Source organism: Shewanella sp. MMG014, from assembly GCF_018100775.1.
GTDB classification, from domain to species: domain Bacteria; phylum Pseudomonadota; class Gammaproteobacteria; order Enterobacterales; family Shewanellaceae; genus Shewanella; species Shewanella japonica.
Window position 1 is genome coordinate 121,190 of the sequence record NZ_JAGJDZ010000014.1, and the last position, 14,959, is coordinate 136,148.

At 40.9% G+C, this 14,959-nt stretch carries 17 protein-coding genes; 13 read left to right on the forward strand and 4 right to left on the reverse strand.

Features of this window, described 5'->3' with window-relative positions; all coding sequences use genetic code 11:
• Window positions 1–9: 9 nt before the first annotated feature.
• The 7 genes from gspH (at window position 10) to J8L86_RS19130 (ending at window position 5,174) form a co-directional block, all read left to right on the forward strand.
• Window positions 10–585, forward strand: coding sequence for a type II secretion system minor pseudopilin GspH (gene gspH, locus J8L86_RS19100; RefSeq protein WP_065110537.1), 576 nt, complete (start codon window positions 10–12; stop codon window positions 583–585).
• Window positions 572–940, forward strand: coding sequence for a type II secretion system minor pseudopilin GspI (gene gspI / locus J8L86_RS19105; RefSeq protein ID WP_055024203.1), 369 nt, complete (start codon window positions 572–574; stop codon window positions 938–940). The genes gspH and gspI overlap by 14 nt, the downstream gene beginning before the upstream one ends.
• Window positions 921–1,655, forward strand: coding sequence for a type II secretion system minor pseudopilin GspJ (gspJ, locus tag J8L86_RS19110; protein WP_065110538.1), 735 nt, complete (start codon window positions 921–923; stop codon window positions 1,653–1,655). The genes gspI and gspJ overlap by 20 nt, the downstream gene beginning before the upstream one ends.
• Window positions 1,655–2,656, forward strand: coding sequence for a type II secretion system minor pseudopilin GspK (gene gspK / locus J8L86_RS19115; RefSeq protein WP_065110553.1), 1,002 nt, complete (start codon window positions 1,655–1,657; stop codon window positions 2,654–2,656). Before gspJ ends, gspK begins: the two co-directional genes overlap by 1 nt.
• 63 nt (window positions 2,657–2,719) lie before the next feature.
• Window positions 2,720–3,922: a type II secretion system protein GspL gene (gspL, locus tag J8L86_RS19120; RefSeq protein WP_065110539.1), complete on the forward strand. Its 1,203-nt coding sequence runs from the start codon at window positions 2,720–2,722 to the stop codon at window positions 3,920–3,922.
• A 1-nt stretch (window position 3,923) separates the two neighbouring features.
• Window positions 3,924–4,400, forward strand: a complete 477-nt coding sequence (locus tag J8L86_RS19125; RefSeq protein WP_055024206.1) for a type II secretion system protein M — start codon at window positions 3,924–3,926, stop codon at window positions 4,398–4,400.
• A 12-nt stretch (window positions 4,401–4,412) separates the two neighbouring features.
• Window positions 4,413–5,174 carry a type II secretion system protein N gene (locus tag J8L86_RS19130; RefSeq protein WP_211031295.1) on the forward strand — a complete coding sequence of 254 codons (762 nt, stop codon included), beginning with the start codon at window positions 4,413–4,415 and terminating at the stop codon, window positions 5,172–5,174.
• A 67-nt stretch (window positions 5,175–5,241) separates the two neighbouring features.
• Here J8L86_RS19130 and yrfG read toward each other — a convergent pair whose 3' ends face one another.
• The gene (gene yrfG / locus J8L86_RS19135) at window positions 5,242–5,907 is read right to left on the reverse strand and encodes a GMP/IMP nucleotidase (protein ID WP_211031296.1); all 666 of its coding nucleotides are present in this window, start codon (window positions 5,905–5,907) and stop codon (window positions 5,242–5,244) included.
• Between the two features lie 79 nt (window positions 5,908–5,986).
• Here yrfG and nudE point away from each other — a divergent pair, with 79 nt between their 5' ends.
• From nudE to J8L86_RS19155, 4 genes are all read left to right on the forward strand, one after another.
• Entirely contained in the window at window positions 5,987–6,535 is a 549-nt protein-coding gene (gene nudE / locus J8L86_RS19140; RefSeq protein WP_055024209.1) for an ADP compounds hydrolase NudE, read from the forward strand.
• A 111-nt stretch (window positions 6,536–6,646) separates the two neighbouring features.
• A complete protein-coding gene (cysQ, locus tag J8L86_RS19145) occupies window positions 6,647–7,456 on the forward strand; it encodes a 3'(2'),5'-bisphosphate nucleotidase CysQ (protein ID WP_211031297.1) in 810 nt (269 codons plus the stop codon).
• Between the two features lie 162 nt (window positions 7,457–7,618).
• Complete coding sequence (locus J8L86_RS19150) at window positions 7,619–8,239, forward strand: TetR-like C-terminal domain-containing protein (protein ID WP_211031298.1); 621 nt, start codon at window positions 7,619–7,621, stop codon at window positions 8,237–8,239.
• A complete protein-coding gene (locus J8L86_RS19155; protein WP_080917170.1) occupies window positions 8,233–10,098 on the forward strand; it encodes an MFS transporter in 1,866 nt (621 codons plus the stop codon). Before J8L86_RS19150 ends, J8L86_RS19155 begins: the two co-directional genes overlap by 7 nt.
• 130 nt (window positions 10,099–10,228) lie before the next feature.
• Here the strand turns inward: J8L86_RS19155 and J8L86_RS19160 are convergent, their stop codons facing one another.
• The gene (locus J8L86_RS19160; protein WP_119969492.1) at window positions 10,229–11,332 is read right to left on the reverse strand and encodes a fatty acid desaturase; all 1,104 of its coding nucleotides are present in this window, start codon (window positions 11,330–11,332) and stop codon (window positions 10,229–10,231) included.
• A gap of 144 nt (window positions 11,333–11,476) precedes the next feature.
• Here J8L86_RS19160 and fabR point away from each other — a divergent pair, with 144 nt between their 5' ends.
• Complete coding sequence (gene fabR, locus J8L86_RS19165; protein WP_055024214.1) at window positions 11,477–12,091, forward strand: HTH-type transcriptional repressor FabR; 615 nt, start codon at window positions 11,477–11,479, stop codon at window positions 12,089–12,091.
• A gap of 66 nt (window positions 12,092–12,157) precedes the next feature.
• Here fabR and trmA read toward each other — a convergent pair whose 3' ends face one another.
• Complete coding sequence (gene trmA, locus J8L86_RS19170) at window positions 12,158–13,255, reverse strand: tRNA (uridine(54)-C5)-methyltransferase TrmA (protein ID WP_065110546.1); 1,098 nt, start codon at window positions 13,253–13,255, stop codon at window positions 12,158–12,160.
• A 142-nt stretch (window positions 13,256–13,397) separates the two neighbouring features.
• On the opposite strand from trmA, the gene murI reads away from it, so the two are divergent.
• A complete protein-coding gene (gene murI, locus J8L86_RS19175) occupies window positions 13,398–14,186 on the forward strand; it encodes a glutamate racemase (protein WP_065110547.1) in 789 nt (262 codons plus the stop codon).
• Window positions 14,187–14,194: 8 nt separating this feature from the next.
• Here murI and J8L86_RS19180 read toward each other — a convergent pair whose 3' ends face one another.
• The gene (locus J8L86_RS19180; RefSeq protein WP_211031299.1) at window positions 14,195–14,650 is read right to left on the reverse strand and encodes an RNA-binding protein; all 456 of its coding nucleotides are present in this window, start codon (window positions 14,648–14,650) and stop codon (window positions 14,195–14,197) included.
• Window positions 14,651–14,959 lie beyond the last annotated feature (309 nt).

Below are 14,959 nucleotides of genomic sequence, written 5' to 3' on the forward strand. Positions count from 1 at the left end.
GATAATTCAATGAAGTTTACACGCCAAGCTGGGTTCACTCTTTTAGAGGTATTATTGGTTGCACTGCTGATGGGCTTAACTGCAGCAGCAGTCACCATGACGACGAGCACAGCAGGACCAGAGCAGGCGTTAACTAAAACAGCTCGACAATTTATAGCAACCACTGAGTTAGTGATTGAAGAAACCATCCTCAGTGGCCAGTTTTTAGGGATTGTCGTAGAAGAAGATGAATACCAATTTGTATATTACAAAGACGGTAAATGGGAACCGCTAACAGGTGATAGGCAGCTTGCTCCACAACAAATGGAGGAAGGTGTCATGATGAGCCTGCTACTGGACGGTTTGCCATTAGTACAAGACGATGAAGAAGATGAGTCATGGTTCGATGAGCCACTCATTGATGAAAGCAAAGAAGACAAGAAGAAAAACCCAGAGCCGCAAATTTTGTTATTTCCAAGCGGTGAAATGTCGACATTTGAATTGAGTTTTTTAACTGATGATGCCAATGGCAAAGAAGTTGAAGTCTTAGTTGTCGGTGACGCAATGGGACGATTAGCGCTAGGAAGTTTCGATGAAGACTTGTAAAGGCATGACGTTACTTGAAGTCATCGTTGCGTTAGCAGTGTTTTCGATTGCAGCCGTTGCCGTCACCAAAAGTATCGGTGATCAAATGGCGAACCTACCGATATTAGAAGAAAGAACCCTTGCACAATGGGTTGCGAGTAATCAGATGGTTGAAGCCAGATTAATTCAGCAATTCCCTGAACTTGGTACTAAAAATGGCCAAGTCGAACTCGCAGGAAAAGATTGGTATTGGCGTCAAGAAGTGGTTAAAACCACAGACGACAATTTCCGTATGATAAGAATTTTAGTGAGCGATGAAGATAGGTTTAACCGAACCGTTGCCCAAGTGAGTAGTTATGTTCACAACGAAGGTTAAATCACAAAAGCATAATCAGTTAGGGTTTACCCTATTAGAAATGCTGATCTCAATAGCCATTTTCGCCATGATCGGATTGGCCGCCAATGCTGTGCTATCGACTGTGATGAAAAATGATGAAGCGACCAAAGAGTTTTCGGTTCGACTCAAAGCGTTGCAACAAGGGTTTGGGATTATTGAGCGAGACTTAGGCCAAATCGTGGCGCGAACTCAGCGTGGTTTTGATGGTGAGCGTACAACATCTGTATTTCAAACCGGTGATAATATGCTGGATTCTGAAACTGAAGCCTTAGTGTTTTTCCGCTTAGGTTGGTTGAATCCAGATGGCATGTTACCTCGTGGTAGTTTGCAGTCTGTTGCTTATGTTGTTCAAGATGGCCGCTTAGAGCGTTGGTATTATCCTTACCCAGAGCCAGAGGTCGGTGCAGAACCGTTAAAAAGTTTAATCGTGAAAGATGTCATTTCCATTGAGTATTCATTTTTTGTAGGTGATAAATGGGAGCGAAAAGTTGATGCTTCTACCTTACCGCTTGCGATAGCGATGGAAGTTGAGATTGAAGGCTTAGGCACCATTGAACGTCGTTTTTTACTACCTAAAGGTGGAGACAGCTCAAGCACTGGCAGCGGTGGTAATAGTGGTGGCAATAACGGTGACAATAGCGATAACAGCGACACTGATGAAACCGGAGAAAAGACTGAAGGTGACGACACATGATGAAGTCACAATTACCGGGGTTTCGTAAACAGCGCGGAGTGGCGTTATTAGTTGTACTGTTGATTGTGGCATTGGTTGTGATTATCGCTACCAACATCACCAGCCGTAACCAGTTATCTATGCGCCGAACGTTAAACTTGGCGCAATATGACCAAGCATATTGGTATGCTATTTCTGCAGAAGAGTTAGCGAAAAAGATTTTAAAGCAAGATATGGAAGACAGTGATGGCACTGTGCATCGCCAACAATATTGGGCACTGGCTGATGTTATTTTTCCTGCCGAGTACGGTGAAATTGGTGGCGAAATTCAGGATATGCGCTCCTGTTTCAATATCAATGCGTTATCTGTGACTTCGACAGAAGTTGAGAATGGTCAGCCCAAGCTCAGTTTAGCGGCAAGCCAATATAAAGCGTTATTAGTCGCACTGGGGATGGACGAGTTTGGTGCAGAAAGGCTGACTCATACCTTGGTTGATTATATTGATGATGACACTGTTTCTATGCCTTATGGTGCTGAAGATGCGGATTATGAATCGCGTAATATCCCGTATCGAGCAGCGAATACTTTGATGAATCATCATAGTGAATTAAGGGCGGTGATTGGCTATAACCAGCAAGTGTATACCACGTTATTACCTTATATTTGTGCGATACCAGGTAACAATCAACAGTTATTGAATGTCAACACCATTGAAGTAGAACAAGCCGCATTACTTGTTGGCATGTTAGATAACAAAATTTCATTGAGTGATGCCGAAAGCTTGATTAACCAAAGACCTGCAGATGGTTTCGAAACTGCTGCAGAGTTTTGGGAGAATAATACGCTTGCTAGTTTAGCGACTGAGAGCAATATGAAGTCGAGTATTGTAGTGGACAGTAATTTCTTTTTACTGAAAGCGGGCGCTAAAGTTGATAATGCCATGTTCAGAATGGACAGTGTGCTACAGCGAAGCGGTGATAAATTTGACGTGTTGACTCGCCAGTATGGTGGGCAACAGTAATGAACAAGAGAAACAACCCGCTGCACAGTTTTTTGAAACCCTTGCAGCCAGTGGAGAGTAACAGTGTCTGAACGGCTTTTTATCCGATTAGGTAAAACATCAGAAAGCCCATGTTCTTGGCTAGTTTGGTCAGAGCAGGAGCAAGAAATTATCGCCTCTGGCGAGTTAAGTGATGCAGCAAGCCTATCAAGTTTAACTGAGCGTGCTGGAAATCGCCCTGTTGATGTTTTAGTGCCAGCGTCAAGCATGACATTGACTCAAATTGAATTACCTGAGAAAAACCAGCGCCAAGCATTGAAAGCATTGCCTTTTATGCTAGAAGAAACGATTGCATCTGATGTTGAAGATATGCACTTTGTCGTTGGGCCACGTGATGGTGAGCAACTGAACGTGGTTGCAGTTGCCCATGACCAAATGCAAGATTGGTTATCTTGGCTGCTTGATGCCGGTATGAAGGTAAAACGTATCGTACCTGATTGTTTAGCATTACCATTAGAACAATGTCGCTGGGCGGCACTGGATATGGGTGATGAACTGTTATTACGAACGGGTGAAGGAAGCGGTGTTAGTCTGCCTAAAACATGGTTAGATTTTGCACTACCGCAACTGATGCCTGAACAGCAAGAAGATCAAGCTCCCCTCAATATTGCAGCTTACAGCGAAGATTTAGTCTTTATGGGAGCGGAAGTTGAGTCTAAACCCTTAGATTTACCTATGATGGTTTTGGCTAAAGGCATTATCCAAGCGCCGATCAATTTACTCAGTGGCATTTATCAGCCAAAGCGTGAATACAGTAAACATTTAATGTTATGGCGTAATGTCGCCATCATTATGGCGATAGCGATCGTATTATCTCTAGTCAATAAAGGCTTAACGATTTATCAGCTAGAAGCGCAAACTGCTGAAGTTAAGCAACAAAGTGAAGCGATTTTTAAAAGAGTCAGTCCAGGTATTAATCGTATTGTTAATATCCGCTCGCAAATGGATTCTCAGTTACGCAGTATGCAAGGCCAGGGTGGTGGAGCGGCATTTTTTGAAATGCTTGATGGCTTAAAAGATGCTTTTGAAAAGGTACCGGATTTAAAACCAAATTCTTTACGTTTCGATGCCAACCGTAATGAACTGCGTATGCAAGTGACGGCCAAAACTTATGACCAAGTCGATAAGTTTAAAGAGTTAGTTGAAACACGATATGACCTTGATATGGGTGCAATCAATAGCGGTGAAGACGAAGTGAATACAACCCTAACATTGAGGGGCAAATAAGATGGAAAATTTGCAAGCTTGGTGGAAAGGCTTAGCCCTCAGAGAGCAGCAGCTTGTCGCCAGCTGTGGTGTGTTTGTCATTATTGGTATTTTATATTGGGGAATTTGGAGCCCGATTTCTTCAGCTGCTGAAAATGCTGAAATGAGGCACCAATCAGAGTTACAAACACTCAACTATGTCAAACAAACGGCTAATAAAATCGCAGGTTTGAAGCAATCAGGCTCGAAACCAACGTCAACTGGCAGCCTCAGTTCTGTGGTCAATCAGCTTGCGGGTCAATATAAGTTAGAAATCACACGAATGCAGCCTCAGGGTGATAAAATCCAGTTGTGGATGGATGATGTGCCTTTTGACAGCTTATTGAATTATTTACATGAGCTGGTTGAACAAAAAGGCTTAACCCTTGAAAGTGTGGATTTATCAGAGTCTGATGTGGCCGGTTTTGTCAAAGTACGTCGTATTCAGCTGTCTAAGTAAGCAGGTGTTGTAGTGAGTTTGATTAAAAAAATAGTAATAGGCGTTGTTATTTATCTCGCCTTTATGGTGGCTTACATTCCTGCTAATTGGGTAGTAGGCATTGCGTCGTTACCTAATAACATTAAAGTGAGTGGTGTATCAGGCACGTTATGGCAAGGTCATGCTGAGCTGGTATCTATTGATCGTCGCATCATTGAACAAGTGAGCTGGGACATGAACCCATGGACATTGTTTATTGGCCAAGTGAACCTTGATGTCAACATTGGTAATCGTGCGACAGCAGTCAGTGGGCAAGGAGATATCACTTGGTCGTTATCAGGTATATCAGCTGAAAACTTACGTTTTGAAGCGCCAAATTCATTTTTGTTAGGTAATAGCCGTCTGCCATTCAGAACGAAAGTGAATGGTGATGTTAGCTTGATTGTTGAACGTCTTGAGCAAGGTGAGCCATGGTGTGAACAGCTGTCAGGTAAGTTATTTTTAAATCGTATTGATGTAAAAAACCAGTTTGGAGAGTATCCATTAGGTAACATTGCATTAGGGTTGAAGTGTATTGATGGCATGGTGCAGTTAAATACTGATGACACAATGAACCAAATGGGTATTGAAGGGATTGCAAGTTTAGGCGAAAGTAATCGCTTTTCTGTCAGCGCTAAAATTAAGCCAACACCAGAACAACCTGAAGATCTTACTCAAGCATTATCCTTCCTAGGTAAGCAAGATAGCCAAGGATATTACCCGATTAATTATAACGGCGTAATTCCAGGTATGTAGACTGGCAGCTTCAATAAAAAAGGCATGTTAATCACATGCCTTTTTTGTTTTTCATTCCAAAAGTAATCTACGCGTCGAGTAGATCCTGATGCAGCATTTGGTAATCATGAATGGCTGGGAAGTCGACAAAGTCTTTATGAGGTTTTTGGCTGTCAGGGTTGGATATACCCAGTTGATAACCAATTCCTGCTTTTTTCGACGCTTCTAAAATGTGCTCATTATCATCAACAAATAAACAACGGCTTGGATTAAGACTGAATTGACGAATTGCATGCTCCCAAAATTTAGGGTGCTCTTTTGGGTAGCCTGTTTCGTGGCTTGAAAAAGTTGCATCAAGTCCGTGTGCAAGTTCAGTATGTTCAAGTTTTAATGCTAAGCTTTTGGGATGAGCATTTGTCATTAATATCCGCTGTTTCCCTGCAGTTTTTAGTGCATTAAGAAAGGGCATACTGTCTTGACGCATTTGAATTCGCTCTGCCAAGGAATAATGCAAAGTTAAAATATCCAAACTAAGCTTTTCTTGCCAATAATCAATGCAATACCAATCTAATGTTCCTTCTACCTTTTGGTAAGATTGCTCGACTAATTGTTGCGCTTGGGTCACTGATATCTGCCGCTGTTGGCTCAATTGTTGTGGCACTAAAGATAACCAAAAGTGATTATCAAAGTGTAAATCGAGTAGGGTGCCATCCATATCGAGTAAAACTGTGTCTATCTTATGCCAAGGAAACATGAAAATTCCAGTTGTAGAATATAGCTAGGGTAGTAAGATTGTAACTTGTCTATCTAAATTCGTCATATATGAGGTTTTAATGACAACTCGGCATAAAAAGCCTGACATCCTTCATCGTGAAATAGTAGCAAAAAGTCGTCTATTTCAAATTGAGCAGCTGCACTTAAAGTTTTCTAATGGCGTAGAGCGTCAATATGAAAGAATGAGTGGCGGTAGCCGTGGTGCAGTAATGATTGTCCCTGTGCATCAAGGTCAATTATTGTTAGCCAAAGAATATGCCGCAGGTACCGATAATTATGAACTGGGTTTCCCTAAAGGCTTGATTGATCCTGGAGAAGAGGCCGCTGAAGCTGCTAACCGAGAGCTACAAGAGGAAATCGGTTTTGCCAGTAACAAACTGACTTTATTAAAAGAACTCAGTTTAGCGCCTGGCTACTTTGCCAGTAAAATGCAGATTTTTATTGCAGAAGACTTATATGAAAGTCGCCTTGAAGGTGATGAGCCTGAACCAATAGAGGTCATTCCATATCCTTTAGAAGATTGGCAAACCTTGCTTGAAGATGCTGACTTTTCTGAATCACGAAGTGTCAGTGCATTATTTCTTGCACAGCAGTTTTTAGCAAAATAGCGGTTACTAATTAAAATAAAAACAAAATATTAGCCGATGAAAGCTACTAAAAAAGCCTAAGTTGGACTAACTTGACAGTATTCAGCGTATTATTTGGCGATTGGAGTGGGTATGAAGCCAGAAGAAGTAATTGAACAAGTCATCAAAATTGCCACTGAAGCAGGGCAAAAAATTCGAGATATTTATGTCAAAGGTGACTTTGACAGAGAAATTAAGTCAGACAATACGCCTGTTACTTCAGCTGATTTAGCGGCAAATGAAATCATTTGTGCCGGCCTCGCAGCATTAACCCCAGATATTCCCATTTTGAGTGAAGAAGCTGCCGATATTCCATTTGAAGAACGTGCTGAATGGCAGCGTTATTGGTTGGTTGATCCTTTAGACGGTACTGGTGAATTTATCGCTGGCAGCGGTGATTTTTCCGTTATTATCGCACTCGTTGAACATAATCGCCCTGTTATGGGGATTGTTTATGTGCCGATGACAAACGTTTGTTATTACGCCATTGCTGGGCTTGGGGCGTATAAGCGTGATACTAAGAATGAAGTTCGCATCATGAGCAGACAAATTGATGACATTGAACAGTCAGGTTTGAAACTTGCTGTGAGTCGTCGTCAAGATCCGCAGTCAGTGCTTAAATTATTAAGTCATCCTAATAGTTGTGAGTTAGTGGTCCTTGGTGGCGCAGCGTTAAAGAGTTGCCTTGTTGCTGAAGGACGTGCCGATTGTTATGTACGCTTAGGCCCAACTGGTGAGTGGGATACTGGTGCAGCGCAAATTATTCTTGAAGAAGCTGGCGGTGCGTTAATGGATATCAATTTACAGCCAATGAGTTATAACGAACGAGAAACGCTCGAAAACCCTAACTTTATCGTTGTTGGCAGTCCAAGTTTAGCTTGGGATGATATTCTCACTAAATAATTTTTGCATTCGACTATGCCCTAAGCCCTCTACTGAGGGCTTTTTTGTGTCTGAACAAGCCTCATTATGATTATTTAGTGAAGAAAAAATTATTATGAACATTGTTTTTTATTTTGTTTGTTGTTAGTTTAACCACATTAGTTAATTACAATAGGGATTATGATGGCGCGAAGGAAGGAACATACTCATGAAGAAATTAATGAGATGGCCATAGTTGCAGTCATGGAATACTTACAAGTAGCTTCGCTTGATGGTTTGTCACTTCGCAAAGTGGCCAGTCAAATAGGCTATGCACCTAGTACCTTAATTAATATCTATGGGTCATATCAACAATTACTCTTACGTGTTTCTGAGCGAGTTTTGGTGAACTTATACCAACACCTAGCCGATCTTAATGTTGACTGCTCTCAAGATGAACCTATCAATATCATAGAAGCCATGGCACATGGATATTGCCAATTTGCTTTTGAACATAAGGCTGGCTTTAAGCTCGTGTTTGAAATATCAGCGCCAGACAATGTGTCATTGTCATCTAGTCATCAGCACGCCATTGATTCATTATTTGGATTGATTTCGCAGCAGTTAAAACATGTTTTTGCACAGGCGTCAGAACAACAAATTACATTAATGAGCCGAGTGTTATGGGGGGGGATTCATGGATTAACTTGCTTAGCGATTGATGGAAAGTTATTTACCACTGAAACCGAATTACCAGCAATGCTCAGTAGTCATGTACAAGGCTACATTTTAGGAATGACAAAAAACAAGGATGCAGCATGTTAATCACTAGACGATTCTTTCCCTATTTTGTTACTCAGTGTCTTGGGGCACTGAATGACAACATTTATAAAAATGTGCTGTTGCTATTGGTGACTTATAGCCAAGTTAACGAATTACCCATTAGCGTGAATATGTTTGTAAATCTGGCGGCGGGCGTTTTTATCTTACCTTTCTTTTTGTTTTCAGCCCACGCAGGTATGGTGGCTGATAATGTTGATAAAGCCATGCTCATACGACGATTAAAGTTGATTGAGTTTATTATCATGTCATGTGCTGCGGTCGCTATTCTGTCTCAAAGCTATTTGGTGATGTTATTACTCCTGTTTTTAATGGGCACGCAGTCTGCGTATTTTGGCCCTGTTAAATATTCTTTATTGCCACAAACGCTAAAAGAAAATGAACTTGTTACTGGTAATGCTTGGGTTGAGATGGGGACATTTATTTCAATTCTTGTGGGGACGTTATCTGCAGGGTTAATTGTTGCGAGTGATAATAGCTTAGTAGCCGCTTCTGCAACCGTTGTCACTCTTGCTGCAATTGGTTATCTATCAAGTCGAGCAATTCCAGCTTTACCACCTCAAGGCAAGATTGAAAAAATTCGCTTTACGCCACTTTCTGGTACTTGGCGCAGTATTGCTAAAGTGCGTCAAACCCCAAGTATTTGGATGGCAATTTTGGCCATCAGTTGGTTTTGGTTTTTAGGTGCAACTTATCTGACTCAGTTTCCTAATTTTGCCAAGTTACACCTTCATGCTGATGCGACAGTGGTATCGCTATTACTGGCGTTATTTTCAATTGGCATTGCGGTAGGCTCGTGGATTTGTGAGCGAGTTTCTTATGGTCATGTTGAATTAGGCGTCATTCCATTTGGCGTGTTGGGGTTAACGGTATTTGGTGTGGATTTAATTTTTGCTATACCGCCAGCGCCGGTTGATTTGAGTACCGTGTATAGCTTTAGCACTTTTATTGCTGCATCACAGCATTATAGAGTCATGGCTGACTTATTTATGGTGGGCCTAAGTGGTGGACTGTTCATTGTTCCGTTATATGCCTTTATTCAGTCTAGAGCAGAAAAAGGCGAGTGCGCACAAGCTATAGCAGCAAATAATATTGTTAATGCCTTTTTCATGGTAACTGCAGCGGTGTTATCCATCGTATTGCTTGGGCTCTTAGAATGGAGCATTCCACAGCTATTCTTATTACTTGCAGCCTTGAATACTGTGGTGGCTTTGTATGTTTATTCACAGGTGCCTGAGTTTGCTCAACGCTTCGTGAGCTATATTCTTAGCCATGTCATGTACCGAGTTAACGTAACAGGTCGTGAACATATTCCAGCTCAGGGAGCAGGTGTTATTGTGTGTAACCATGTGAGTTACGTTGATGCACTGATTATTATGGGATCTTCAACGCGACCGATGCGTTTTGTTATGGATAAGTCTATTAGTGAAATACCACTTTTAAAATATTTGTTCCGTCATGCTGGTGTTATTCCGATTTGTTCGCCAAAACAATGTGAAAAGACCTATGAGCAGGCATTTGAACACATTCATCAAGCGCTGAATAACGAAGAGCTTGTGTGTATTTTTCCTGAAGGTCGATTATCCGCCGATGGCGATATTGCTGAGTTTAGACCTGGTATTGAAAGAATCCTAGCTGCTGACCCTGTATCCGTCACACCAATGGCGTTAAAAGGCTTATGGGGATCATACTTTAGCCATAAAGGTGGTCATGCTTTAACGACGAGACCAAAGCGTTTCTGGTCAAGAGTTGAAGTCAACATTGGTGAGACTGTAAATGGTGTTGAATTAGGTCGCCATGGTTTGCATCAGCAGGTAAGTGAGTTGTTTGAGCGCAAGTCATAAAGGGTCAATGACCCGATAATGTATATGCTCATGGCAGAGTACTGAATGTGTGTTGTGACATTCATTCTGGCGAAACAAAAAACGGCTACCGAGTAAGGTAGCCGTTTCACAATATTGATAATTACTAACGTTAATATGCAGCGGTTAAGCTTTTCCAGTTTTTCTTTTGAGCTAACAGGCGTGCTTTTAACTCTTCAACTTGCAGGTTTAGCTGCTGGACGCTCAATTCTTTGCGCTTGGCTTCTAGTAAACTCTTTTTAGCTTGATAGTATTCCATCAAGTGCTGCTTCATGAGTTCATATTCAGCTTGGAAATTAGCAATGATCTCGTCACAGTTAGGTAAATGCGCCACTTTGTCCTGTGCTCTAAGTAATTGCATTTGTAATTTGGCACTTTCTATTCGTTCTTGAGGAACCACTCTTAAATCACTTGCAAGGCCAACCCATTGCATCGACTTAATGAGCCATTTTGTTGGGTCGTAATGCCACCATTTAATGCCATTGCGGTAATCATTTTCGAAAATATGATGGAAGTTATGATAACCCTCGCCATAGGTTAATAATGCGATAACACCATTATCTCGAGCCGTATTTTTATTGGTATATGGCTGACTGCCCCAAATGTGAGCCAGTGAGTTAATAAAGAAAGTACAGTGATGTACGACAACCAAGCGAAGTAATCCTGCCATTAATACCATTGAAATAATGTCACCATTTAACCAGCCTAAAAATGCAGGCAGGCCAATATTCATTAAGACAACCAATGATAAGTAGTGTTTGTGCTGCCACATAACAATGGCATCTTTTTGTAAATCACGAACATTGTTGTAGTCATGGTAGCGACTAGCTTGGTACTCGCGTAGCATCCAACCAATATGGCTGTACCAAAACCCCTTTTTAGCAGAGTAAGGATCTTTATCGTTGTTATCGACGTGCTTATGATGAACTCGATGATCAGAAGACCAATGCAGCGCACTATTTTGTAGTGCAAGAGCTCCGCCCAACGCAAATAAGAATCGCATGACAGGATGTGCTTTATAAGCTTTATGGGACCAAAGGCGATGATACCCCGCAGTAATCGATAAGCCACTTGCAAAAGCAAGCACGACAAATGCTATCCATTCGATGGCCTCAAATCCATGGGTCATGCCACGCCATGGAACCAAAGTAATAGCGCCTAATAGCGTGAGTGCAAATAGTGATGTGTTTAACCAAATAATCGGTGGTTTTTTCATTAAGATAATCCAAAAATCTTATTGGGCGTACAGTTGTACGCTAATTTAACTTACCCTCAATATATGGTCAACCCTTATGGGGCTGTGTTTCTTTGTTAAAAACGGTATTATCTGTGCACTATCATTTACTAAATGGATCTTTACATGGGTGTAAGAGCATTACAGAAAGAAAAAACCCGTCGTGCATTGGTAGATGCCGCTTTTAATCAACTCAGTGCTGAGCGTAGCTTTTCAAGCTTAAGTTTACGTGAGGTTGCAAGAGAGGCTGGCATAGCGCCAACTTCTTTTTACCGTCACTTTAAAGACATGAATGAACTCGGTTTAACCATGGTCGATGAAGGTGGTCTGACATTGCGACAAATGATGCGTAAAGGTCGCCAGCGTGCAGAAGCAGGTGGCAGTGTTATTCGTATCTCAGTTGATACTTTCATTGAAGTGCTAGAATCAAATCCCAATGTTTTTCGTATTCTTCTGCATGAACGTTCAGGGACTTCTGCGGCATTTCGTGCTGCTGTTGCGAGAGAGATTGAGCACTTTATTTCGGAGTTGTCTCATTACACTGAAGCTACCGCTGGTAGAACACCTATGTTAGCGAGAGTTCAAGCTGAAGCCTTAGTGACCTTAGTGTTTAATGCTGGCGCATCGGCATTAGATATGAAACGAGCTGATAGAAAAGTATTAGCGGATCATTTGGTTTTACAATTACGCATGGTTGCTAAAGGTGCTGAAGCGCTGCAGCATAAAGTAGAAACTAAATAAATTAAGCTGTCAGGCAATAAAAAGGCGATGCTGTTTACACAGTATCGCCTTTTTATTGCAGTGTGATTATTTACGCTCTAAAAGTACACCTGATTCCATATGATCGGTATATGGGAATTGGTCGAACAGTGCAAATCGAGTGATTTTATGTGTTTCACTCAGTTTGGTTAAGTTTGCTTTCAACGTGTCAGGGTTGCACGAAATATACAAAATTCGGTCATAGTTTTGCATTAAGCTAAGCGTATTGTCGTCAATACCTGCACGCGGTGGGTCAACAAATATGGTATTACAGTTATAACTGTCTAAATCGATACCTTCTAAACGACGATAGCGACGTTTTTTAGCCATTGCATCACTAAAATCTTCGGCTGACATTCTGATAATTTGAAGGTTATCGACATCATTAATAGCAATGTTATATTGCGCAGCGTCCACTGAAGGCTTTGCTAGCTCAGTTGCTAATACACGTTCAAAGTTTTGCGCTAACGCAATTGAAAAATTGCCATTTCCACAATAAAGCTCTAATAAATCACCCGTACTATTTTGAGTCGTTGAAATAGCCCATTCAAGCATTTTAACTGACACTTTAGCATTAGGTTGAGTAAAGCTATTTTCAATTTGTTTATACTGTAATTCTTTACCATTGACAGTTAAGGACTCAACCACGAAATCTTTATCTAAATCAATTTTTTGTTTGCGGGCACGGCCGATAAAATTCACATTGAACTTTTTAGATAGACGTTGCTTCATGAGTTCAGCTTCTTCTCGCCATTCATCATTCAATTGACGATGATAAAGAAGTGAGACTAAGATCTCGCCACTAAGAGTAGATAAAAAATCGACCTGGAATAATTTAAAGCGAAGTGCATGGTTTGGACGAAGTTCTTCCATCAATGCTGTCATCATCTCATTGATAAGCGCACCGGCAGGTAAGTATTGCTCGCAACGAACTTTTTCATTCAATGCTTTGTCAAACATGTAATAGTATAAGTCGTCACCATCATGCCAGACTCGAAATTCCGCTCGCATACGGTAGTGAGCTGGCTCAGATCCAAAAACTTCTAAACTTGGCGGAGTAAACTCAGCAAAGGCAGCTTCAAGCTTGACACGTTTTTGTTCGAGTTGCGCATCATAGTTCTTAGGATCCATTGCTGCTAAATTCATTTTGTTCCACCATATGCTGTAAAATAAGGGCGCAAATATTATACTACACACCGCTGATGTCCAGTAGAACGGCGAAGTCTTAGAATATTAACAACAGAAATCGATGAATTTCACTTATTAACCCCATTCAGTGGAGATTAACTTGGGCGGTCCCATACTCATTTTCGATTCAGGCATAGGTGGCTTATCCGTGTTTGAACATGTTCATAAAAAATTGTCTCAGCATGATATCTATTACTTATTTGATAATGCGCGTTTGCCATATGGAGATTTAAGTGAACAAGAGTTAATTGATGGCTGCGTTAAGTTAGTTGTTACACAAGCAAAACAGTTAAACGCTTCGATAGTTGTTGTGGCCTGTAATAGTGCAAGTACCTTAGTGTTACCTGAACTAAGAAAACAACTTAGCATGCCAGTTGTTGGTGTCGTGCCAGCAATAAAACCAGCTGCACAACAAACCACAAGCCAGCATATTGCATTGCTTGCTACACCAGGCACTGTTAATAGAGCCTATACCCAAGAATTGATCAATGAATTTGCGGGTGGTTGCCAAGTAGATTTAATTGGCTCTTCTGAATTAGTACTAATAGCAGAAGACAAAGCGGGACGAAAATGTGTTGATATAAAGAAAATTGAACAGATTTTACAGCCTATTCAAAACTCATCTATAGATACCGTGGTGTTGGGCTGCACTCATTTTCCGTTTTTACGCCAAGAAATAGCACAAGTTTTAGGTGCTAAAATATTACTACTTGATTCAGGTAGTGCGATTGCTACACGAGTGTTGTTTTTGATAGGTAATCAAAGTAAGAGTCAGAATTGTGATGTGATTTTAAAAGCTGGGTATACAGCTGAGATTGGGGATGGACTAAAACAGACATTAACTGACTATGGCTTTACACAACTTGAGTGTCTTTCCATAGCCAGCTAACGATATAACTAATCTTTATTTTGATCCGCTGGATCTGATTCTTGTGATTTAGCTTCTCTTACTTTTAAAGTACGTTCTTGGAAACTGTAATCATTTAGTTTGTTCATCGCCTTTTTAGCACCAGCTTCTGACATCTCAACGAAACCAAAACCTTTACGACGACCTGTTTTTCTATCTCTCACTAAGCGTACTGAATTGACAGGACCATACTCCCCGAAAAGACTCTTTACTTCACCTTCATGTACACGGTATGGCAAGTTACCCACATACAGTGTCATGGTTGGGCCAACATAAGGCTCATTTGAAGCCGCTGCAGTTGAAGTAGGAACGAAAGTAAAAATAAGACTAGCTAACATTGAACCTGCAATAAAAGATATAACAAGTTGAACATTACTAGATAGAGCATAAATGATAACTGCGCCAATGAGCGCTGTAACTAAGGTAATAACAAATGACTTCTGCATAAGTTTATCTCTAATAAAAATGAAAAATGATAAATAACTGTTAAAAAGCATAGCTATGGTAATGAATTATTTGCGCTTTCACCATACTCTGACGAAAAAATGACCTTAAAACACCATAATTAGTTCATAACAAGTCAGGGAAATAGAATAAAACTGCTATAAAAACAGTCATAATAGTTAAAAATAAAACGATCTGCACAAAAGATCCTCATTCGATCTGAATATTTGCAAAAAGCCCTTGCACGGTTTCATAATCTCCCTATAATGCGCATCCACTGACACGGCAAACCACGCAATAGCATGGTGTAC

Excerpts from the sequence above, each read along its gene's own strand:
- gspH (WP_065110537.1), top strand. The coding sequence starts at position 10 with ATGAAGTTTACACGCCAAGCTGGGTTCACTCTTTTAGAGGTATTATTG.
- gspI (WP_055024203.1), top strand. The coding sequence starts at position 572 with ATGAAGACTTGTAAAGGCATGACGTTACTTGAAGTCATCGTTGCGTTA.
- gspJ (WP_065110538.1), top strand. The coding sequence starts at position 921 with ATGTTCACAACGAAGGTTAAATCACAAAAGCATAATCAGTTAGGGTTT.
- gspK (WP_065110553.1), top strand. The coding sequence starts at position 1,655 with ATGAAGTCACAATTACCGGGGTTTCGTAAACAGCGCGGAGTGGCGTTA.
- J8L86_RS19125 (WP_055024206.1), top strand. The coding sequence starts at position 3,924 with ATGGAAAATTTGCAAGCTTGGTGGAAAGGCTTAGCCCTCAGAGAGCAG.
- yrfG (WP_211031296.1), bottom strand. The coding sequence starts at position 5,907 with ATGTTTCCTTGGCATAAGATAGACACAGTTTTACTCGATATGGATGGC.
- nudE (WP_055024209.1), top strand. The coding sequence starts at position 5,987 with ATGACAACTCGGCATAAAAAGCCTGACATCCTTCATCGTGAAATAGTA.
- cysQ (WP_211031297.1), top strand. The coding sequence starts at position 6,647 with ATGAAGCCAGAAGAAGTAATTGAACAAGTCATCAAAATTGCCACTGAA.
- J8L86_RS19150 (WP_211031298.1), top strand. The coding sequence starts at position 7,619 with ATGGCGCGAAGGAAGGAACATACTCATGAAGAAATTAATGAGATGGCC.
- J8L86_RS19155 (WP_080917170.1), top strand. The coding sequence starts at position 8,233 with ATGTTAATCACTAGACGATTCTTTCCCTATTTTGTTACTCAGTGTCTT.
- J8L86_RS19160 (WP_119969492.1), bottom strand. The coding sequence starts at position 11,332 with ATGAAAAAACCACCGATTATTTGGTTAAACACATCACTATTTGCACTC.
- fabR (WP_055024214.1), top strand. The coding sequence starts at position 11,477 with ATGGGTGTAAGAGCATTACAGAAAGAAAAAACCCGTCGTGCATTGGTA.
- trmA (WP_065110546.1), bottom strand. The coding sequence starts at position 13,255 with ATGAATTTAGCAGCAATGGATCCTAAGAACTATGATGCGCAACTCGAA.
- J8L86_RS19180 (WP_211031299.1), bottom strand. The coding sequence starts at position 14,650 with ATGCAGAAGTCATTTGTTATTACCTTAGTTACAGCGCTCATTGGCGCA.